The sequence below is a fragment of the Roseomonas indoligenes genome, assembly GCF_017813365.1.
GTDB lineage: Bacteria > Pseudomonadota > Alphaproteobacteria > Acetobacterales > Acetobacteraceae > Roseomonas > Roseomonas indoligenes.
In genome coordinates this window covers 163,026-183,149 of record NZ_JAGIZA010000011.1, presented here as the reverse complement: position 1 = coordinate 183,149, position 20,124 = coordinate 163,026, and the positions used below count along the sequence as shown (strand labels likewise).

Annotated in this window: 20 protein-coding genes; 13 read left to right on the top strand and 7 right to left on the bottom strand. The window is 71.8% G+C overall.

Translation table 11 applies throughout. The annotated features are described in order from the left end of the window. The first annotated feature begins 25 nt into the window (after window positions 1-25). Both J5Y10_RS18090 and J5Y10_RS18085 read left to right on the top strand, forming a co-directional pair. On the top strand, window positions 26-1,009 hold the full coding sequence (locus J5Y10_RS18090) for a Bug family tripartite tricarboxylate transporter substrate binding protein (RefSeq protein WP_209375435.1): 984 nt from the start codon (window positions 26-28) through the stop codon (window positions 1,007-1,009). A 112-nt stretch (window positions 1,010-1,121) separates the two neighbouring features. Then, a complete protein-coding gene (locus tag J5Y10_RS18085; protein WP_209375434.1) occupies window positions 1,122-2,849 on the top strand; it encodes a cation:proton antiporter domain-containing protein in 1,728 nt (575 codons plus the stop codon). A 4-nt stretch (window positions 2,850-2,853) separates the two neighbouring features. Here the strand turns inward: J5Y10_RS18085 and J5Y10_RS18080 are convergent, their stop codons facing one another. Continuing rightward, window positions 2,854-3,831, bottom strand: coding sequence for a Bug family tripartite tricarboxylate transporter substrate binding protein (locus J5Y10_RS18080; RefSeq protein ID WP_209375433.1), 978 nt, complete (start codon window positions 3,829-3,831; stop codon window positions 2,854-2,856). Further along, entirely contained in the window at window positions 3,831-4,802 is a 972-nt protein-coding gene (locus J5Y10_RS18075; RefSeq protein WP_209375432.1) for a Bug family tripartite tricarboxylate transporter substrate binding protein, read from the bottom strand. The genes J5Y10_RS18080 and J5Y10_RS18075 overlap by 1 nt, the downstream gene beginning before the upstream one ends. Window positions 4,803-4,905: 103 nt before the next feature. Between J5Y10_RS18075 and J5Y10_RS18070 the strand changes: the two genes are divergently transcribed. Then, window positions 4,906-6,465, top strand: coding sequence for a sulfatase-like hydrolase/transferase (locus J5Y10_RS18070; protein ID WP_209375431.1), 1,560 nt, complete (start codon window positions 4,906-4,908; stop codon window positions 6,463-6,465). Window positions 6,466-6,480: 15 nt separating this feature from the next. Here the strand turns inward: J5Y10_RS18070 and J5Y10_RS18065 are convergent, their stop codons facing one another. Then, on the bottom strand, window positions 6,481-6,741 hold the full coding sequence (locus tag J5Y10_RS18065) for a hypothetical protein (protein ID WP_209375430.1): 261 nt from the start codon (window positions 6,739-6,741) through the stop codon (window positions 6,481-6,483). A 110-nt stretch (window positions 6,742-6,851) separates the two neighbouring features. On the opposite strand from J5Y10_RS18065, the gene moaB reads away from it, so the two are divergent. Further along, a complete protein-coding gene (gene moaB, locus J5Y10_RS18060) occupies window positions 6,852-7,391 on the top strand; it encodes a molybdenum cofactor biosynthesis protein B (protein WP_209375429.1) in 540 nt (179 codons plus the stop codon). Between the two features lie 67 nt (window positions 7,392-7,458). Next, window positions 7,459-7,992, top strand: a complete 534-nt coding sequence (locus tag J5Y10_RS18055) for a cupin domain-containing protein (protein ID WP_209375428.1) — start codon at window positions 7,459-7,461, stop codon at window positions 7,990-7,992. Window positions 7,993-8,013: 21 nt separating this feature from the next. On the opposite strand, the gene J5Y10_RS18050 is transcribed toward J5Y10_RS18055, so the two are convergent. Continuing rightward, window positions 8,014-8,988 carry a threonine ammonia-lyase gene (locus J5Y10_RS18050; protein WP_209375427.1) on the bottom strand — a complete coding sequence of 325 codons (975 nt, stop codon included), beginning with the start codon at window positions 8,986-8,988 and terminating at the stop codon, window positions 8,014-8,016. 269 nt (window positions 8,989-9,257) lie between these two features. Between J5Y10_RS18050 and J5Y10_RS18045 the strand changes: the two genes are divergently transcribed. Genes J5Y10_RS18045 through J5Y10_RS18030 form a run of 4 tightly spaced genes read left to right on the top strand, consistent with a single transcriptional unit; the run spans window position 9,258 to window position 12,658 of the window. Beyond that, window positions 9,258-10,322, top strand: coding sequence for a methionine ABC transporter ATP-binding protein (locus tag J5Y10_RS18045; protein WP_209375426.1), 1,065 nt, complete (start codon window positions 9,258-9,260; stop codon window positions 10,320-10,322). Continuing rightward, window positions 10,319-10,984 carry a methionine ABC transporter permease gene (locus J5Y10_RS18040; RefSeq protein ID WP_209375425.1) on the top strand — a complete coding sequence of 222 codons (666 nt, stop codon included), beginning with the start codon at window positions 10,319-10,321 and terminating at the stop codon, window positions 10,982-10,984. Before J5Y10_RS18045 ends, J5Y10_RS18040 begins: the two co-directional genes overlap by 4 nt. Window positions 10,985-11,003: 19 nt before the next feature. Further along, window positions 11,004-11,816: a MetQ/NlpA family ABC transporter substrate-binding protein gene (locus J5Y10_RS18035; protein ID WP_209375424.1), complete on the top strand. Its 813-nt coding sequence runs from the start codon at window positions 11,004-11,006 to the stop codon at window positions 11,814-11,816. Between the two features lie 23 nt (window positions 11,817-11,839). Next, window positions 11,840-12,658 (top strand): MetQ/NlpA family ABC transporter substrate-binding protein, encoded by an 819-nt coding sequence (locus J5Y10_RS18030; protein ID WP_209375423.1) that lies wholly within the window; start codon window positions 11,840-11,842, stop codon window positions 12,656-12,658. 103 nt (window positions 12,659-12,761) lie between these two features. Here the strand turns inward: J5Y10_RS18030 and J5Y10_RS18025 are convergent, their stop codons facing one another. Beyond that, window positions 12,762-14,237: a lytic transglycosylase domain-containing protein gene (locus J5Y10_RS18025; RefSeq protein WP_209375422.1), complete on the bottom strand. Its 1,476-nt coding sequence runs from the start codon at window positions 14,235-14,237 to the stop codon at window positions 12,762-12,764. Window positions 14,238-14,506: 269 nt separating this feature from the next. Here J5Y10_RS18025 and J5Y10_RS18020 point away from each other — a divergent pair, with 269 nt between their 5' ends. From J5Y10_RS18020 to J5Y10_RS18010, 3 genes are all read left to right on the top strand, one after another. Beyond that, window positions 14,507-14,842 (top strand): hypothetical protein, encoded by a 336-nt coding sequence (locus J5Y10_RS18020; RefSeq protein ID WP_209375421.1) that lies wholly within the window; start codon window positions 14,507-14,509, stop codon window positions 14,840-14,842. A 66-nt stretch (window positions 14,843-14,908) separates the two neighbouring features. Next, on the top strand, window positions 14,909-15,751 hold the full coding sequence (locus tag J5Y10_RS18015; protein WP_209375420.1) for an ABC transporter permease: 843 nt from the start codon (window positions 14,909-14,911) through the stop codon (window positions 15,749-15,751). A gap of 4 nt (window positions 15,752-15,755) precedes the next feature. Further along, window positions 15,756-16,502 carry an ABC transporter ATP-binding protein gene (locus J5Y10_RS18010; protein ID WP_209375419.1) on the top strand — a complete coding sequence of 249 codons (747 nt, stop codon included), beginning with the start codon at window positions 15,756-15,758 and terminating at the stop codon, window positions 16,500-16,502. A gap of 82 nt (window positions 16,503-16,584) precedes the next feature. Here J5Y10_RS18010 and J5Y10_RS18005 read toward each other — a convergent pair whose 3' ends face one another. Then, entirely contained in the window at window positions 16,585-17,736 is a 1,152-nt protein-coding gene (locus tag J5Y10_RS18005) for a DegT/DnrJ/EryC1/StrS family aminotransferase (protein ID WP_209375418.1), read from the bottom strand. A gap of 101 nt (window positions 17,737-17,837) precedes the next feature. Further along, window positions 17,838-18,479, bottom strand: a complete 642-nt coding sequence (locus J5Y10_RS18000; RefSeq protein ID WP_209375417.1) for an acetyltransferase — start codon at window positions 18,477-18,479, stop codon at window positions 17,838-17,840. 186 nt (window positions 18,480-18,665) lie between these two features. Between J5Y10_RS18000 and J5Y10_RS17995 the strand changes: the two genes are divergently transcribed. Next, window positions 18,666-20,075: a glycosyltransferase family 4 protein gene (locus tag J5Y10_RS17995; RefSeq protein ID WP_342452956.1), complete on the top strand. Its 1,410-nt coding sequence runs from the start codon at window positions 18,666-18,668 to the stop codon at window positions 20,073-20,075. The last annotated feature ends 49 nt before the right edge of the window (window positions 20,076-20,124 follow it).

Genomic DNA, 20,124 nt, shown 5'->3' with positions numbered 1-20,124 from the left:
CGAAAGACCGGCCCGAAAGACACCAATGACGAAGCAGATCCCTCTCCTGGCACGCCGGGCGTTCCTGGGCGCTGGCGCATCCCTGCTGGCCGTGCCCGCCGTTCTAGGCCAGCCGGCCTGGCCGACGCGCCCGATCCGCTGGATCATCAACTTCCCGCCCGGCGGCGCAGCGGACACGCTGTCCCGCGTCCTGGCGGAGCAGATCGGCGGAAGCCTCGGCCAGCCGATCGTGCTGGAGAATCGCGTGGGCGCCGGCGGCATGGTCGGGGCCGACATCGTGGCCAAGGCGCGCGGCGACGCGCATGTGGTGATGATGTCCAGCGGCGCGTCCCACGGCACGGGCCCGGTGCTCTACCGCAGCGTGCCCTATGATGCGCTCAACGACTTCACCCACCTGCACCTGGTCGGCACCTTCGCCTGTGTGCTGGCCGTCAACACCGACCTGCCCGTGCGGACCGTGGCGGAATTCGTCGCCCTGGCGAAGACACGCCCCCTCAGCTACGGCTCCGGCGGCAACGGCACGCTCAACCACCTCTCCGGCCAGTTGCTGGCGCGCGATGCCGGGATCACGCTGGAGCACGTGCCCTATCGCGGCTCGGCCGCCGCCATGACGGACACGATGGGCGGCCAGATCCCCTGCCTGTTCGAGAGCCTGCCGATCGTCCTGCCCCATCTCGAGGCAAACCGCCTTCGTCCCATCGCGGTGACGGGGCCGGAGCGCGACCCCACCCTGCCCGGCGTGCCCACCTTCGCCGAGTCCGGCTTCCCCGGGGTGACGACCGTGAGCTGGTTCGGCTTCTCCGCCGCCGCAGGCATCCCGGACACCGTGTCCGACCGCTGGCAGGAGGTGATCGGCCGGGCCCTGAAGACCGACTTCGTGAAGGAGCGCTTCGCCCGCATCGGCGTCACCCCCGGCACCCTCGACCGCGCCGGCTACACCGCCCTGGTGCGGGACGAGCTGGCGCGCTGGAAGCCGGTGATCCAGCAGGCCGGCATCAAGGCGGACTGAGGCGGGCCGGCCGGCGGGTCATCCCGATTTGGAGGCCCGTGGGCCGCCGCTCCGGAAATCGCACCGTTCCGCCCTGGTCCTGACCCTCGGGGGCTGCAACAAACCGACCCTGATGGAACACGCCACGCCCTTCCTCACCAGCCTCGTGCTGGGCCTGACCTTCGCCTTCGCCTTCGGGCTTGCGGCCCGGCTCGTCCACATGCCGCCGCTGGTGGGCTACCTCGTCGCGGGCGTGGCCATCGGCCCGAACACGCCGGGCATCACCATCGACGGCGAGTTCACCCGGACCCTGGCCGAGGTCGGCGTCGGCCTCCTCCTTTTCGGCGTCGGGCTGCATTTCCGGCCGCGGGACCTGCTGGCGGTGTGGCGCGTGGCGGTGCCGGGCGCGACGGCGCAGGTGGCGCTGGGGCTGCTGCTGGGCGCGGCTCTCGGCATGGCCCTGCCCGGCCTGCCCATCGGCCACGCCCTCGTCTTCGGCCTTGCGCTCGCCATCGCCTCCACCGCCGTTGCCACGCGGGCGCTGGAGGAGCGGGGGCAGCTCTCCGGCGAGGCCGGGAAGATCGCGCTGGGCTGGCTGGTTCTGCAGGACCTGCTGGTGGTGCTCGGCCTCGTGCTGCTGCCGGCCGCCTCGGGCGAGGGAACCGAGGAACTCGCCCTCAACGTGGTGCTGGCACTCGCGAAGCTCGGCGCCTTTGCCGCGCTGATGCTGGTGATCGGGCGGCGCGTCCTGCCCTGGGCGCTAGGCCAGGTGGCGCGCTCCGCCTCGCGGGAGCTGTTCACCCTGGCCGTGGTGGTGGTGGCGCTCGGCGTCGCCTTCGGGGCCTCCACCCTTTTCGGCGTCTCTTTCACCCTCGGCGCCTTCTTCGCCGGCGTGGTGCTGGGGGAGAGCGATCTGGGCCACCAGGCCGCGGCCGAGACCCTGCCGCTGCAGCGGATCTTCGCCGCGATCTTCTTCGTCTCCGTCGGCATGCTGCTCAACCCGCTGACGGTACTGGACACGCCCGTCACCTCCCTCCTCGCGCTCACCGTGGTGCTGCTGGCCAATGGCGTCGCCACCTTCCTCCTGCTGGTCGGGCTCCGGGTGCCGCCCGCCACGGCGGCGCTGGTCGCGGCCGCCCTGGCCCAGATCGGTGAGTTCTCCTTCGTGCTGATGGAGCTGGCGATCGGCGAAGGCCTTCTGCCCGCTTCCATCCGCGGCCCCATCCTGCTCGGCAGCTTCGGCGCCATCCTTCTCATGCCCCTGACCCATCGCGCCCTGATGACGCTCGCCGCGCGCATGCCCGGCCGGGCGCGGCGGGGGCGGGAGGATGCGGGGCGCCTCGCCGCCAGTCTGCCGCGGCTGGAGGACCACGCCGTCCTCGTCGGCTACGGCCGCGTCGGCGTGCTCGTGGCCGCGGCGCTGCGGCGGCATAACCTGCCCTTCATCGTGGTGGAGGATGACCGCCACCGCGTGGACCTCCTCCACAAGCAGGGCGTCCCCGTGCTCTGGGGCAACGGCACCCAGGCCGAGATGCTGGAGGCAGCGCATGTGGACCGGGCCCGCCTGCTGATCGTCACCCTGCCCCTGGCCTGGGATGCGCGGCGCGTGGTGGAACTGGCCCGCACCGCCAATCCCGGCATCGCCGTGACCGTCCGCGCCCACCAGGATGCGGAAGTGGACTGGCTGCACCTACAGGACTCCTCCGGCCTCGCCGTCATGGGCGAGCGGGAGGTGGCGCTGGGCATCGCGGACTTCGCCATGCAGCGCATGGGCGTGGCCGCCAGCACCGCCCAGGCCACGATCGACGTGCTGCGCAAGCGCCGCGTCGCGGATGCCGCCGTGGCTGGGCTGGGGGTGTAGCACCCTACTCCGCCCGCATCCCCGTCGCCCGCACCACCTCGCCCCAACGCGGCCGGGCGCGGGCGATCCAGGCGCCCGCCTCGTCCGGCCCGCCGGCGCGGGTGGAGAGGTTCCACATGGCGAAGCGGGCGCGCACCGGCTCCTCCTTCAGCATCGCCATGGCGAGAACGGCGACCTCGTCCCGCGCGCCGGCCGGGATGCCCTTCGGCGCCATCAGCAGGTTGGCGAATTCCATGTCCAGGCCGGGAAAGCCGAGTTCCGAGATCGTCGGCACGCCCGGCAGGGTCTCCAGCCGTTCCGCGCTGGAAACGGCGATGGCCCGCACCCGGCCGTCCCGCACGAAATCCGGCGCGCCGGAGATGGCGAGGAAGCCGACCGGCACATTGCCGGCGATCAGGTCCGTCAGCGCCGGGCCGGAGCCGCGATAGGGCACGTGGTTCAGCGCCGTGGCCGGCAGCCCGGCCGCCAGCCGCAGCGCCTCCATCGCCAGCTGCCCCGGCGTGCCCACCCCGCCGGAGGCATAGGACAGGCCGCGCCCGCGCGCGGCCGCCAGGAAGCCCGGCAGGTCCGTCACGCCGGAGGAGGCATGGGCCAGCAGCACCTGGGCGAAGGTGCCCATCAGCGCCACCGGCTCCAGCGCGTCGGGGTCGTAGCCGAGATCGGGGTAGAGATGCGGGTTCACCGTCAGCGTGCTGTCGATGGTCAGCAGCATCGTGCGCCCATCCGGCCGCGCGCGGGCGGTGGCGGCGCCGGCGATGTTGCCGCCCGCTCCCGGCCGGCTCTCCGTCAGCACCGCGCCTCCCCAGTTGCCGGCCCGCACCATCCTCTCCGCCAGCAGCCGCGCGATCCCGTCGGAGGCCGCGCCGGGCGGGAAGGGCACGAGGATGCGCGCGGGATCGGGCGATTGCGCCAGCACCGGCCGCACCAGGGCCCCGGCCGCGAGCGCCGCGCCCAGGGACCGGCGCCGGATGGCAGGGCCCATCAGCCGGTCCGAAGCCCGGAATCCTTGGCCACCTGGCCCCAGCGGGTATGGGCGGCCTCGATCCAAGCCGCGGCCTCTCGCGGGCCGCCGGTCTCGGGATCCACCGCCCAGGCCCCCATCCTCTCCCGCGTCACGGATTCTCGCATGACGGCGGCGACGAGGCCGGCCCATTCCTGCTTGGTCTCCGCCGGGAGACCCCGCGGAGCCATCAGCACATAGGCGAAGCGCACATCGAAGCCGGGATGGCCGGACTCCGCCACGGTGGGCACGTCCGGCAGGATCGGCATGCGCCGGGGGCCGGAGACGGCGATCGCCCGCAGGCGGCCGTCCTTCACGAAGTCGGCGCCGCCGGAGACGGCAATGAAGCCGGCCTTCACCCGGCCGGCGAGAAGGTCCGTCATCGCCTCCGCATTGCCGCGGAAGGGCACGTGGTCCAGCGCCCTTTGCCGCAGGCCGAGGCTGGTGCGGAGGAACTCCATCGCCAGGTGGCCCGGCGATCCGGGACCGGCCGAGGCATAGAGCATCGGCCTTTCCCTCGCGGCCTTCGCGAAGCCCTCCAGGCTCGTGATGCCGGTGGAGGGATGGACGAGCAGCGCCAGCGGGAAGGTGCCGGCGATCGCCACCGGCTCCAGGTCGCGCGGCTCGTAGCCGAGATGGGGGTAGACGAAGGGATTGAGGGTGAAGGTCGTGTCGATCGCCAGCAGCAGCGTCCGCCCGTCCGGCATCGCGCGGGAGACGAGGCCGGCGGCGATGTTGCCGTTGGCGCCGGCCCGGTTGTCCACCACCATCGCCCCGCGGGCGCGCCCATCGGCCCCGCGCGCGGCGCCATCCGCCAGCAGCCGCGCCACGCCGTCCAGCGCCGCGCCGGGCGGGAAGGCCGCCACGATCCGCGTCACGTCGCCTTGTGCCAGGACCGGCCCGGGCAGCGCCGCGCCGGCCGCGAACATCCCCAACATTCGTCGCGTGAGCATGGCCATGCTGTCTTGAACCCCTGTTTCCCGCCGGGGCCGGTCTGTCGCCGGCCCTCCTCAGCACCTATCCTGGCGGGAGGAAACGGGGAAAGACAAGGTCGGCATGACCGTTCGCAACGTGCTGTTCGTGATGGCGGACCAATTCCGCTGGGATCACATGTCCTGCGCGGGACACCCGCATCTCCCCACACCCAATCTTGATGCCCTGGCCGCGCGCGGCGTGCGCTTCGCCCAGGCCTATGTGCAGTCCGGCATCTGCGGGCCGTCGCGTATGTCCTACTACACCGGCCGCTACGTCTCCTCGCACGGGGCCACGCACAACCGCGTGCCGCTCTCGGTCGGTGAGGTGACGCTGGGCTGGCACCTGCGCGAGGCCGGGCGCACCCTCGCCCTCGCCGGCAAGACTCATGTGCTGCCCGATGCGCGCGGTCAGGCACGGCTGGAGGTGGACGGCGCGAGCGAGCTGAAGGTGCTGCTGGACGAGGGCTGGTTCACCCTGGTGGACCGGCACGACGGCCATCATGGGGAGCCCGATTCCGCTTACGCGGACTGGCTCCGCTCCAAGGGCTACGACAGTAAGGATCCCTGGACCGACTACGTCATCGCCGTGGACGGACCCGATGGCCCGCTCTCCGGCTGGAAGATGCGCAACGCCCGCTACCCCGCCCGCGTGAGGGAGGAGCACAGCGAGACGGCATACACCACCGATACCGGCATCCGCTTCATGGAGGAGCAAGGAGACAAGCCCTGGGTGCTCCACCTCTCCTACGTAAAGCCGCACTGGCCCTACATCGCGCCCGCCCCCTACCACGCCATGTTCGGGCCGGAGGACTGCCTGCCCGTGATGCGCGGCGAGGCGGAGCGCGGGCCGGAGGCCCACCCGGTGCTGCGCGAGTTCCAGAACGAGGAGGTGGCGCAGAACTTTTCCCGCGACGAGACGGTGGAGACGGTGCGACCAGCCTACCAGGGCCTGATCGCGCAGCTGGATCACCATCTCGGCCGCGTCTGGGAGGCGATGGAGCGGCTGGGGCGGTGGAAGGACACCCTGGTGGTCTTCTGCGCCGATCACGGCGACTACCTCGGCGATCACTGGCTCGGCGAGAAGGAGCTGTTCCACGATTGCATCCAGCGCGTGCCCTTCCTCCTCTACGATCCCTCACCAGAGGCGGACGCGACGCGCGGCACGGTGGAGCACCGCTTCGCCGAGGCGATCGACGTGGTGCCGACGGTGCTGGACGCGCTGGCCCTGGACCCGGCGGAGCACGTGATCGACGGCCGCTCCCTCCTCCCTCTCACTCGCGGGCGGGAGGTGAAGTGGCGGGACGCCGCGATCTCCGAGCTGGACTGGACCTTCCGCGGCGCCCGCCGGCGCCTGGGCCTGCCGACCGGACACCACCACGCCTGGATGGTGCGGGCGGAGCGCTGGAAATACGTGCACTGGACGGACGGGCTGCGGCCGATGCTCTTCGACCTGCAGGCCGATCCCGGGGAGCTGAACGACCTCGGCGCCGATCCTGCCATGGGTGAAGTCTGCGGGGAGATGCGGGAGCGGCTTCTGTCCTGGTTCCAGGGCCTGAAGCGCCGCACCACCATCACCTGGGCGGAGGCGGAGCTTCGGACGGACAGCCACAAGCGGGCCGGCGTCTTCCTCGGGGAGTGGTAGAAGGGCCGGGTGGCGCTACGGTGCCACCACCGCCTGCATCTCTCGCCGCCACGCGGCCCGGGCGGCCGCCACGGCCAGCATGGCTCCGATCATCATCAGCACGATCCCGATCACGCCCATGGTGATCATGGCATTCACGCTGGCGAGCATCGGCCTGACGGTGCTGAAGGGGTTCCAGCCGATCACCCCGGCCAGCAGGATGTAGAGGGCAAACGCGAGCGCGACCGCCCCGACCACGAAGGCGACAAACCCCAGGGCGTTCAGCAGCCGCGGCATCGGAATCTCCTCTCGGACAGGGGAGGGACCCTGCCATGGCGGGAACGCGCCGCGAAGGGGGCGGCTGCGCGGCCCGGCCAGCCTATATTCCCGCCAGAGGAGTGCCCAGCATGCCCATCGACGAGACCCGGACCTTCCTGCCCGTGAACATCGCCGTCCTGACGGTGAGCGACACGCGCGACCTCGCCTCCGACCGATCCGGCGACACCCTGGCCGCCCGGATCGAGGCCGCCGGGCACCGCCTGGCCGATCGCGCCATCTGCCGGGACGATGCCGAGATGATCGAGCTTCACCTGCGCCGCTGGATCGCCGACCAGCAGGTGGACTGCGTCATCACCACCGGCGGCACCGGAATTACCGGCCGCGACGTGACGCCGGAGGCCTTCTCCCGCGTGCTGGAGAAGGAGATCACCGGCTTCGGGGAGCTGTTCCGGATGCTCAGCTATCAAAAGATAGGCCCCTCCACGATCCAGTCCCGGGCCATTGGCGGGGTCTCCGGCGGAACCTACCTCTTTGCCCTGCCCGGCAGCACCGGGGCGGTGAAGGACGGGTGGGACGACATCCTCGTCCACCAGTTCGATTCCCGCTTCCGCCCCTGCAACCTCGTGGAGTTGATGCCCCGCCTGCTGGAGCATCTGAAGGCCGCCTAATTCTCCGCCCTGGCAACTTCCCGATCCGGGGCCACGTTCGATGCGCTCAAGCGGACGGAGGCAGCACATGGCGGGTCATGGCCTGAAGATGGCATCGGCGGGCGAGGCGGTGCCCTTCGAAATCCCGGGCGCCACGGGCGAGTTCCGGATCCAGATCCTGAACGAGGACCGGGCGAAGGGCGTCGTCACCTCCATCGTCCACCTGCCAGCGGGTGGGGTGATCCCGGCTCATTCCCACGAGGCGGGCGACGAGATGCACTACGTGCTGGAAGGCGACCTGATCGAGGCCGGGGAAACCCTGGGCGTCGGCGCCTTCCTCACCCATGCCAAGGGCGTGGTCCACGGCCCGCATGAGAGCAAGGGCGGCGCCAAGGTGCTGACGGTCCAGAGCTGGCAGAGCACGGACGGCAGCTTCGACTTCCGCCCGGCCGAGGGCGGCGCCTCCTCCGGCGGGCAAACCTCCTCGGGCGGCAGCTCGTCGGCCAGCACCTCGTCCAGCGGCGGCACGTCCAGCGGCGGTACGTCCTCGGGCGGCTCCCAGGCCGGGGCCGAAACCCAGGAAGAGGCCTCCGAGGACCACCGGAACAAGGGCTACACCTGATCCGGCGATCCCCGCCGGAGATCAGGCCATGGCGCGCGTGAAGACGGCGGGATCGACGTTCCCGCCGCTCAGCACCACGCCGAGGGTCCGGCCCTTCGCGGGGACGTAGCCCGCCAGCACGGCGGCGAGCGCAACGGCGCCGCCGGGCTCCACCACGATCTTCAGGTGGTCGAAGGCGAAGCGCATGGCCTTCAGCACCTCTTCCGGCGTGACGGAAACGCCGCCCGCCAGGCGCGGGGCGTTGATGGCGAAGGTGATCTCCCCCGGCGTGGCCGAGAGCAGGGAATCGCAGAAGGTGGATCCCTTCCCATCCGCCCGGACCCGCTGCCCGGCAGCGAGCGAGCGGGCCGTGTCGTCCCAACCCTCCGGCTCGACGGCGAAGACCTCCGTCCCCGGGCTCATCCCTTCCACCGCCAGCGCGCATCCGCCGGTCAGGCCGCCGCCGCCCGTGCAGATCGCCAGCGCGTCGAGCCGAAGCCCGGCCGCCCCTGCATCCTCGATCAGCTCCACCGCCACCGTGCCCTGGCCCGCGATTACATCGGGATGGTCGAAGGGCGGGATGATGGTGGCGCCGCGCTCCTCGGCAAGCTTCTGCGCCAGGGCATCCCGGTCCGTGGACAGGCGATCGAAGAAGACGACCTCGGCGCCCCAGCGCCGCGTGCTCTCCACCTTGATGGAGGGTGCGTCCTGCGGCATCGCCACCAGCGCGCGCACGCCCTCCGCCGCCGAGGCGCAGGCGATGGCCTGGCCGTGGTTGCCGGAGGAATGCGTCACCACCCCGCCCGCGCGCTTCTCCGCCGGCAAGCGCAGCACGGCATTCGTCGCGCCCCGGAACTTGAAGGAACCGGTGCGCTGCAACGGCTCCGGCTTGATCAGCACCGTCCCACCCACGGCCGCGTCCAGCACGGGGTGTCGCAGCATGGGCGTGCGGACCACACGCCCCTTCAGCCGCTCGGCGGCGGCGCGGACATCGTCGAAACCGGGAAGCGTGCTCATGGGCGGGATCGTGCGGCCCGCCCGCGCAGGCGGCAACCCGTCTGGCCGCGTTGACAGATTTGCACTGTCTAATTAGGTGCAATAGCGAAAATACGCTTACGGACAGGAGAAAGCCTGTGCGCCTCGCGCGGCCGCGTTGCCAAGGGCGCCCTGCCGTCGCCGGACCCGCGGCGCAGGACGGGGTCGCGTCGTGCCGGATTTCCTGCGCCCCGCATCCGTGGCAGACCCCGCGGGCCTGACCGCCCCCTCCCCGCTTCGGGTTCCCCATCATGTCCGAGCCTTCCGGCCCCCCGCCGGCCATTTCCCTCCAAGCGCTGGTCCGCGAGTACCGCGGCCGCGGCACGCCGCTGCGCGCGCTGGACGGCGTTTCCCTCGACGTCGCGCCGGGCGAGGTCTTCGGCATCGTCGGCCGCTCCGGTGCCGGCAAGTCCACCCTCCTGCGCTGCGTGAACCTGCTGGAACGGCCGGATTCCGGCCGCGTGACGGTGCTGGGCCAGGAGGTGACGCGGCTGGACGAATCGGCCCTGCGCGCCGCGCGGCGCGGGATCGGCATGGTGTTCCAGCACTTCAACCTGCTCTCCTCCCGCACGGTGGCGGGGAACATCGCCTTCCCGCTGGAAATCGCCGGCATCCCGCGGGCCGAGCGCGAGGCGCGGGTGGCCGAGTTGCTTCCCCTGGTCGGGCTGGAGGATCGGCGGAACCACTACCCCGCCCAGCTTTCCGGCGGGCAGAAGCAGCGCGTGGGCATCGCCCGCGCCCTCGCCTCCCGCCCCCGCGTCCTCCTCTGCGACGAGGCGACGAGCGCGCTGGACCCGGAGACGACGGAGGAGATCCTCGCCCTCATCCGCTCCATCCGGGACCGGCTGGACCTGACGGTGCTGCTGATCACCCATGAAATGGCGGTGGTGAAGGCGGTCTGCGACCGCGTGGCTGTCATGGAGGCGGGAAAGGTGATCGAGGAGGGCCGCGTCTTCGACGTCTTCACCCGCCCAGCGCACCCCACCACCCGCCGCTTCGTCTCCGAGGTGATCGGCCATGTCGTGCCCCCCGGCACCGTGGCCCAGCTGCCCGCGCCGAACCCGGGCGAGGAGCGGCGGCTTCTGCAGGTTCTCTTCGCCGGCCCCTCATCCACCCGCGCCGTGGTCAGCGAGGCCTCCCGCCGCTTCGGGCTGGACCTGAACATCGTCTCCGGCCGCATCGACGCGATCGGGAGGGAGCCTTACGGCCTCATGGCCCTTGCCGCCTATGGCCCGTCCCCCGCCATCGCGGAGGCCACCGCCTGGATGCGCGGCCTCGGCCTCGACGTCTCCGAAATTGCGGAGGACCTGGCATGATTCCCTGGCTGCCCCCTGCCCTGACGGACCTGATGATCGAGGCGGCGTGGGAAACGCTGCTGATGACCTTCGGCAGCACGATCATCGCCGTGGTCGTCGGCCTGCCCCTCGCCCTGCTGCTCTACTCCACCGGGCAGGGCGGGCTCTCGCCCAATGGCTGGGCCAACCGGCCGATCGGGCTGCTGATCAACGCCGTGCGCTCCACGCCTTTCATCATCCTGATGGTGGCGATCGTGCCCTTCACGCGCATGGTGGTCGGCACCTCCATCGGCACCACCGCGGCCATGGTCCCGCTGGCCCTGGCCGCCATCGCCTTCATCGCCCGCCTGTTCGAGAACGCGCTGCGCGAGGTGGACCGCGGCGTGATCGAGGCGGCCCGCGCCATGGGCGCCACCCGCACCCAGATCCTCACCCGCGTCCTGGTGCCGGAAGCGATGCCCGGCCTGATCGCGGCCGTCACGGTCACCCTCGTCAGCCTGGTGGGCTATTCCGCCATGGCGGGGGCGATCGGCGGCGGCGGGCTCGGCGATCTCGGCATCCGCTTCGGCTACCAGCGCTTCATGCCGGAGGTGATGGCGACCGTCGTCGTCATCCTCATCCTCTTCGTCCAGGGGCTGCAATCCCTGGGGGACTGGCTCGTCCGGCGCACCAGCCGGCGCTGACACACTGGGAAGAAGAACCATGCCCGTCACACGCCGCCGCCTCGCGGCCCTCACCGCCCTCTCCCCCCTCGTCCTGCCCGCGGTCGCGCGCGCGCAGGATGTCGGCACCGCCGCGCGCCCCATCCGCGTCGGCGCCACCGCCGGGCCGCAATCCCAGGTGATGGAGAAGGTGCGGGAGATCGCGGCGCGCGACGGGCTGGCGATCCGCGTGGTGGAGTTCACCGACTACATCCAGCCCAACGCCGCCCTGGCCGCCGGCGACCTGGACGCCAACTCCTACCAACACCAGCCCTTCCTGGACGCCGCGGTGCGCGACCGCCGCCTGCCGCTGGTGGCCGTCGGCAAGACGCTGATCTTCCCGATGGGCCTCTACTCCCGCCGCGTGAAGTCCGTGGGGGAGGTGCCGAACGGCGCCCGAGTGGCGATCCCGAACGATCCCAGCAACGGCGGCCGCGCCCTGGTGCTACTGGCCAAGGCCGGGCTGTTCAGCCTGAGGCCGGGCGCCGACCACACCGCGACGGTTGCCGACATCACCGCCAACCCGAAGCGCGTCCGCGTGACGGAGCTGGAAGCCGCGCAGATCCCGCGCGTGCTGGAGGATGTGGACCTGGCCGCCATCAACACCAACTTCGCCGTCCCCGCCGGGCTGAACCCGGTGCGCGATTCCCTGGCGATGGAGAGCGGTGACAGCCCCTATGCCAACCTCATCGCCGTTCGCACGCAGGACAAGGACGCCCCCTGGGTGCGCCGCCTTCTGGCCGCCTACCAGAACGACGAGGTGAAGAAGTTCGTCGAAGCGACTTTCCAAGGCGCCGCAATCCCCGCCTTCTGAACCCGCATCAAGGAAACGCAGCCATGCTCCGCCGCTCCCTCCTCCTCGCCGCGCCCGCGCTCATCCTCGCGCGCGGCGCGCTGGCGCAAGGCGCCGCCTTCGGCACCGCCGCCCGCCCGCTCCGCGTCGGCGTCACCGCCGGCGTCCACGCCCAGGTGCTGGAACAGGTGCGCGACGTCCTCGCCAAGGACAACTTCACCGTCCGCATCACGGAGTTCGCCGACTTCATCCAGCCCAACGTCGCCCTGCAGGGCGGTGAAATCGACGCCAACGTCTACCAGCACGCCCCCTTCCTGGAGGCGCAGAAGCAGCAGCGCGGCTACGACTTCGTGGCCGTGGGCAAGACCGTGCTGACGGCGATGGCCGTGTTCAGCCGCAAGTACAAGGCGGTGGCCGACCTGCCGAACGGCGCCACCATCGCGATCCCGAACGACCCGACCAATGGCGGCCGCGCCCTGGTGCTGCTGGCCGAGGCCGGGTTCTTCAAGCTGCGCGCCGGCGCCGATTTCCGCGCCACGGTGGCCGACATTACGGAGAACCCGAAGCGCTTCCGCATCCGGGAGCTTGAGGCCGCCTCCATCGCCCGCGCGATCGACGACGTGGACGCCGCCGCCATCACCGGCAACTACGCCGTGCCCGCCGGCCTGCAGCCCGGCCGTGATAGCCTTGCCACGGATTCGGCGGAGGGCGCGAAGACCAACCCCTACACCTGCCTCGTCGTGGTTCGCCGTGCGGATGAGGGAGCCCCCTGGGCCGCGAAGCTGGCCGCCGGCTACGCCGACCCGGCGGTGAAGGCCTTCGTGGAGCAGAAGTTCGGCGGCGCCGTCGTCGTCGGGGCCTGAGCCGGGGGTGCCTGAAACAGGGAGGGGCCGGGGAGATGATTTCTCCCCGGCCCCCGATCCCTTCCTGAAGGGCCGGTCGCGATGGCGGCCGGCCTTTCCTGTCTCAGCTCTCGGGCGAGACGATCATGCAGTTGCCGCGGGACCGCAGCCGGTCGCAGGCGCTCTGCGCGGCGTCGCGGGAGAGGCCGGTGACGCGGGCGCGGTAGAGCGTGCTGCGGCCCTGAGCCACTGCCATCACCGTCGCGCGGCCATTGCCGGCACCGTTCCGCGCCTGTCCGGCAGCGTCCCGGGCCAGGTTCTCGCTCGCGAAGGCGCCGACCTGAATGCCCCAGCTGCCGGAAGCGGCGGCGGCGGACGGAGCCACGGGCATGACGGTGCCGGCGCGCATCAGCCCAGGCGGCAGGCCGTTCTGCCGCGTCATCGGGGCCGGCAGGGTGCCGGCCTGGGCCGAGGGCACGATGGAGAAGCGGCTCGTCGGCGTCGCCCGCTCGAAGGGCATGTTGGCCGGCGCCGCCTCGGCCGAGGCCACCGCCATGGCGCGCGGCGCGGCGGAGGGCGAGGGGGCGGGCGGGTCGGGGATCGGATCCATCCGCGCGACCACCACCGGCGCCGGCTCGCGCTGATAGGTGGAGCCGTCCGGGATCGGGTCCATCTGGGCCACCACCACGCGCTCCGGCTGCGTGTAGGTGGAACCGTCGGGAATCGGCTCCATGCGGATCACGTTCGGCCCGAGCGAGGCGAGCTGCGTCTGCACCGGCGCCGCGGCCGGGCTGGACGCGTAGGTGGAGCCATCGGGAATCGGCTCCATCCGCGTGACCGTGCCGGGCGCGAGGCGCGCGACCTGGACATCGGCGGCGGCGTTCCGCCGCTGCTCGCGGATCGCCAGCATGGTCGCCGGGTCGGCGCCGCTGCTCCGGCGGGACGGCGGGTTGAAGCCGATATCGGCGGCCGCGTAAACCTCTTCCGGCGCGCGGCGGCGCGGCTCGCCGCTCAGGCGGGGCCCAATGCGGGCAACGTAGTTCCGCGTCTCGTCCGGCATCCGCCCGCCGGCCCAGAGATAGTTCTCCAGCCGCTTCGGGCCACCATTATAGGCCGCCAGGAAGCCTGGCGAGCCGTAGAGGTCGTACATCTCGCGGATATAGGCCGTGCCGGCCATCAGGTTGGCCCAGGGGTGATAGGGGTCGTCCCCGAAGCCGTGCTTGGCGTTCAGCTCGGCATAGGTGCCGGGCATCAGCTGCAGAAGGCCCATGGCACCGACGCGGGAGGTGGCGGTCAGCCGCCCACCGCTCTCCTGGCGCATCACCTCGCGAATCCAGCGCTCCGGCACGTCGAAGCGATTGGACGCCTCGCGGATGTAAGGTCCCCAAGGGTCGGAAGGCGGCCCGGGCGGATCGTAGCTGGCGATGCGGCTGGTGGAGGTGGAGCGGGCGCTCGTCACCGGCCCCGACGCCTCAGGCTGATTTCCGCAGGCCGCCAGCGCCGCCAGAACCGACATCGCCGCCACGGCGCGGGCGCCGCGCCGGAGAGCGGGCGCAGCCTGCGGACTCGGCGCATTCGCGCCGCGAGCGATCAGGTTCATCCCCTCAACCCCCTGTACTTCGGCCCTGCCGGTTGCCCGGCGGGCGGGACACCATCGACCCCGCGTCCCCACGCGGTGTCGCCGGCCCCGTTGGCCGCGATTGACTGTCGCAGTGGCAGGGCTAACGGAAGCTTGCGGCCACGGCAAGGAGACTTTGCGGCCGCAAGGGGGCCGGAGGCCGAATCGGACCGGCCGCGGGATTGGCCAGGCCGCTTGCCGGCGCCATCTTCCGGGCCGCCAGGCACCGCGCCTTCGTCGAGGAAGAATCTATGCTCGCCCCTGCCCACGCCTCTTCCCCGGCCCACCGCATCGCCCCCCTGGCCCTCCTTCTCCTCGCCCCGCTCACGGCCTGCGGGCCGGAGCCGGCAGCCCCGCCGCCGCCCGCCGCACCCTCCGCTGGCGGGGCCTCGCCAACCCGCGGCACCATTCTCGCCACCCGTCCCGTCGTCCTGCGCGAAGGGGGCGGCACGGCGGTGGAGATCACCGTGCGGGGGGAGACCGGCACGGAGCTGCAGGTGATCCAGGCCGATGCCGGGGGCCTGAAAGCCGGGGACCGCGTGACGGTCCTGCCGGGCAGCCCAACCCGGCTGAGCCGCGCGCCCTGAGACCGGCCCGCATCCCGCGCCCACTGCTGGCGGGCCGGGCACCGGGCGGTGTATAGGCCCGGCGCAATGCTCGCAGGTCCTATCCTCGCCCCCGAAACCTACGCCTTCGACGCGGCCGCACCCCGCCGCGCGGAGCTGGCCCGCAAGGATCTGCGGGACGGCTTCGCATCCTGGCGCCTTGCATGGGCGCTCGCCCGGCTGGACCTGCGGAACCGATACCGGGGTTCCGTCATCGGCCCTTTCTGGATGACCCTGTCCACGGCGCTGATGATCCTGGGGCTGGGGCTGCTTTACTCCCGCCTGCTGGGGCTAAGCCTCGCCGACTACCTGCCCCACCTCACCGTCAGCCTCGTGGTCTGGAACGTCGTCAACGCGATGGTCACGGATGCCTGCATCGCCATGACCCATGCGGAGGGGGTGATTCGCCAGCTCCGCGTGCCCTTCACCGTCCACGCGCTGCGCAGCGTCTTCCGCAACGCGCTGACGGCGGCGCATAGCCTGCCCCTCATCCTCGTCGTCTTCGCCATCTTCGGCCACCTGCCGGGGCCGGAGGCGCCGCTCGCCATCCTCGGGCTCATCCTGCTGATGGCGAACGCCTTCTTCGCCTCGCTCTTCCTCGGCATGGTCTGCGCGCGGTTCCGCGACGTCGGGCCGATCGTGGCCAACATCATGCAGCTCGCCTTCTTCCTCACGCCCATCCTCTGGAAGCCGGAACTGCTGAAGGGCCTGGCCGTGTGGCTGCCGCTCAACCCCTTCTACGCCGTGCTGGAAACCATGCGCGGGCCGCTGGTGGAGGGCGGGGGCGCGCCGCTCGTCTGGCTGGCTGCGGTCGTCTACACGGTGGTGCTCGGCGCCGTGTCGCTCACCTTCTTCGCCCGCTTCCGCGGCCGCCTGGCATTCTGGGTCTGAGCCGATGGCCCTGATCGAAGCCCAGGGGCTGCGGGTCGAGTTCCCGCTCTACCACCTCGCCGCCCGCAGCCTGAAAAAGCGCCTCCTCGCCCGCGCCGCCGCGCGGGTCCGGACGGACGAGGCGAACCGCGTGGTCGTCAGCGCGCTGCGCGACCTCGATTTCCGGATCGGCTCCGGCGAGCGCGTGGCGCTGATCGGCCGGAACGGCGCGGGCAAGACGACCCTGCTGCGCTCACTCGCCGGCATCTACGAGCCCGTGGGCGGCCGCCTCAGCATCGATGGTTCCCTCGGCTCCATGATCGATCCCGCCGCCGGCATGGACCAGGACAGCACGGGCCGGGAGAACGTGCGCCTGCGCGCCCTCTACCGGAACCTGGGCCCGGCGGAGCAGGCGAGGCTGGAGGAGGAGGTGGCGGAGTTTGCCGGCCTCGGCGAGTTCATGGACGTGCCGATCAAGGGCTACTCCGCCGGCATGGCCATCCGCCTTGCCTTCGCCATCGCCACCTCCATGCAGCCGCAGATCCTGCTGATGGACGAGTGGTTCCTGGCCGGCGACGCCGCCTTCATGGGCAAGGCCGAGGCCCGCCTCGCCGAGCTCGTCTCCGGCGCCGACATTCTGGTTATCGCGACGCACGACATGGAAATCGTGCGTCGCTGGTGCACGCGCGCCATCCGCCTCGACGCCGGGCGCATCGTGGCGGACGGCCCGCCCGATCAGGTGATCGAGGCCATGATGGCGGAACTGGGCTGAGAGCGCCCGACCGGGTCTTCGTTCATATCTGTCCGGGACCAGGGGGCGCCGCCCCCCGGAATTCCCGGGCAACCGCCGGATATCAGGCTTTGCTTTGGGCCCGCAGCGCATCCGTCAGCGCCTCGCACACCCGGCCCAGCTCGTCATCGGTCAGGGCAGGGAAGCTCGGGAGGGAGATGCCACGCGCGGCGATCTCCTCGGCCACGGGGAAATGCGCGTCCTGCTGGTACATCGGCATATGGTGCGCCGGGTAGAAGACCGGGCGGGTCTCCACCCCGGCCGCGCCCATCTCCGCCATCACGCGGTCCCGGTCGGTGCCGGGCGGCAGCAGCAGGCTGACCAGCCAGTCGGCGCTTTCCACGCCATCACCCTTCACCTGGAAGGTCACGGGCAGGTTGGAGAGGTGCTGCCGGTAGAAATCCGCCAGGCGCCGCTTGGCCGCCAGGATCTGCGGCAGGCGCTCCGTCTGTGCCAGGCCGATCGCCGCGCAGATATTGGTCATCCGGTAGTTGAAGCCCAGCACCTCGTGCCAGTAGCGGCGCGTCAGGGACTGACCCTGGCCCTTCACCTGGCGGAGCTGGGCCGCGAAGTCGTCGTCATCCGTCACCACCATGCCGCCCTCGCCGGTCGTCACGGTCTTGTTGCCGAAGAAGGAAAAGCTGCCGGCATCGCCGAAGGTGCCGACATGGCGGCCGTGGATGGTGGTGCCCAGCGCCTCCGCCGCGTCCTCCAGCACGCGCACGCCGCGCCTGCGGGCGATCTCCATGATCGCCGGCATGTCGCAGGCGCCGCCATAGAGGTGGACGGGCATGATCGCCTTGGTCCGCGGCGTGATCCGGCGCTCGATGTCCTCCGGGTCCAGCAGCCAGTCACCCCGGCGGCTCTCGGCGAAGACGGGCGTGGCGCCGGTCTGGGCGATGGTGTTGACGGAGGCGATGTAGGTGAAGGCGGGAACGATCACCTCGTCCCCCGGCCCGATGCCCATGCAGTGCAGCGGCAGGTGCAGCGCGACGGTGCCGTTGCAGAGCGCGGCCGCGTGCTTCGCCCCGGTAATGCCGGCGATCGCCGCCTCGAACTTGCCGATATAGGCGCCGAGGGAGGAGATCCAGGTGCTCTCGATGCAGTTGAGCACATAGGCCCGCTCGTTGCCCGAGAGGTCCGGCCGGTAGACGGGGATCACGGGCTGCGCCGCGCGAGCCGGCCGTTCGGGCTGCGGGATCGTCGCACCGCTCATTCTTATCGCCGTCCTTCGTTGCCGCGCCGTGACCGGCCGTGTTTCGCCGCCTCTTACACCGGTTTCGGCCGGGATGAAGCAGGGATTCACCGATGCTGCCTTCAGCCCCGCTCCGCCAGGGGGCGGGCGGGCGCCCCGCCGACCCTTATGCCCGCCGGCACGTCCCGCACCACCGCGGATCCGGCACCGATCACGGCATCTGCCCCGATGGTGATCCCCGGGCGCACTGCGGAGCCGGCGCCGACCAGGGCCCGGTCCCCAACCGTCACGTTCCCCGCCAGGGCGCAGCCCGGCGCCACATGGGCGGCCTCGCCCAGCACGTTGTCGTGCTCCACCACCGCATTGGTGTTGACGATCGCCAGCCGCCCGATCCGGGCATCCGGCCCCAGGCAGGCCCGGGCCATGATGACGGCCCCCTCCGCCACGAAGGCGCTGGGCGAGACCTGGGCGGCGGGATGGATCACCGCCGGCAGCGCGTAGCCGAGCGCGGCCAGCTTGTTCCCCACGCGAAGGCGGAGCCCGTTCCCGCCAAGGGCCACCACCGCAGCAACGGCCCCTTCGGCCCGCAACGCCTCCAGTCGCTCATCCCCGCCCAGCACGGGCACGCCAAGCACGAGGGGGCCGGGCGGGTGCGGGTCCACCAGGCCCAGCGGCGGCGGGAAGCCTGCGGCCTGCAGCGCCTCGATGATCACCTTGGCATGGCCGCCCGCCCCGACGATCACCACGCGCGGCGCTTCGGGCAAGGCATCTCTCCTGAACCGATGGGAAGGCTGCCAGGATCGCACAGGCATGCCGGGCTGTCGCCCCGCCGGCCCCGATGGGACCGCAATCCTTGGCACCGCCGGACGCATCGCGTATCGCCATTTTATGACCGAACCGTGCCACGCCCGTCCGGACGGGACAGGGCCGCATCCCTGCAGGAGGTCCGCGTGACCTTCTGGATCGATGTCGAGGACCTGTTCGAGTACGCGCTGGTCAACCGCCGCCCGAGCGGCATCCAGCGCCTGTCCTATGAACTCTACCGCGCCCTGCTGGCCGAGCGCCCGGGAGAGGTCGCCTTCTGCCGGCACGACCGGATCCGCGACACCATGCGCGCCGTGCCCTGGTCCGATGTCGAGACGCTGTTCAAGGTCCTCAGCCACGCGGAAGGCCCGCCCACGGCCAGCGGGGTTCCCGCCGGCGCACGACCGCCCGGCCAGTCGGGCGCGGTGCGCCGCCTTGCCTCCCGCCTGCCGGCCGATATCCGCCTCCCGCTCGGCGAGGCGGTGCGGTCCCAAAGCTCGGCGCTGCGGGCCGGGCTGCGGGCCGGCAGAGGCACCCTTGCCGCCCTGCGCCGCATCCTCCGCCCCGCCGCGGGCCGCCCGCCCGACCAGGCCGTAGCGGAGGGCGGCGATCTGAAGGCCCTCGCCCGGCCCGGCGACACGTTGCTGATACTGGGCTCGCCCTGGTTCCGCACGGATTACGGGGCGCTGCTGCAGCGGGTGAAGCAGGCCTCCGGCGTCTCCGTCGCCCTGCTGGTCTACGACCTGATCCCGGTGGCCCGGCCGGAGTTCTGCGATCCCGGGCTCGTCCGAACCTTCACGGCCTGGATGGCATCAACCCTGCCCGTGGTGGACCGGTTCTTCGCCATCTCCCGCGCCAGCGCCGCGGACCTGGAGCGGCTGGCGCCCCAGCTGGGCTTCAGCCTTCCAGGCCCGGCGATCGCCCTGCCCATCGGCAGCGGCTTCGGACAGGAGCAGGCCGGGGCGCCCGGCCTTACGCCCCGCGTGGCCGCCCTGCCGCCGGGCTACGCGCTCTTCGTCTCAACAATCGAGGCGCGGAAGAACCACCTCATGGCCTTCCGGGCCTGGCGCCGGCTGCTGGACACCATGCCGGCGGAGGAGGTGCCGAGCCTCGTCTTCGCCGGACGGGTCGGGTGGATGGTGGCCGACCTCATGCAGCAGCTGGAGAACTGCGGCTGGCTGGCGGGCAAGGTGGTGCTGGTGGAGGACCCGAGCGACACGGAACTGGCCGCCCTCTACGCCGGGTGCCGCTTCACCCTCTTTCCCTCGCACTACGAGGGCTGGGGCCTGCCGGTGACGGAGAGCCTGGCCTTCGGCAAGGTCTGCATCGCCTCCTCCTCTACCTCGATCCCGGAGGCCGGAGGCCCCTTCTGCCTCTACCACGACCCGGATGACGTGCCGGAGGCGGTCGCGCTGCTGCGCCGCGTGATGTCCAGCCCCGAGAAGATTGCGGCGCTCGAAGCGAGGATCGGGCGGGAGTTCCAGCCGGTGTCCTGGTCTGCCACCGCCCGCGCCCTGCTGGCGGGCCTGGAGCCGGCGGCCGGCACCAGGGCCTGAACAGACCGCGGTTCGATAGGCCGTGGCGGACGAGCCGGTCCGCCGGGCC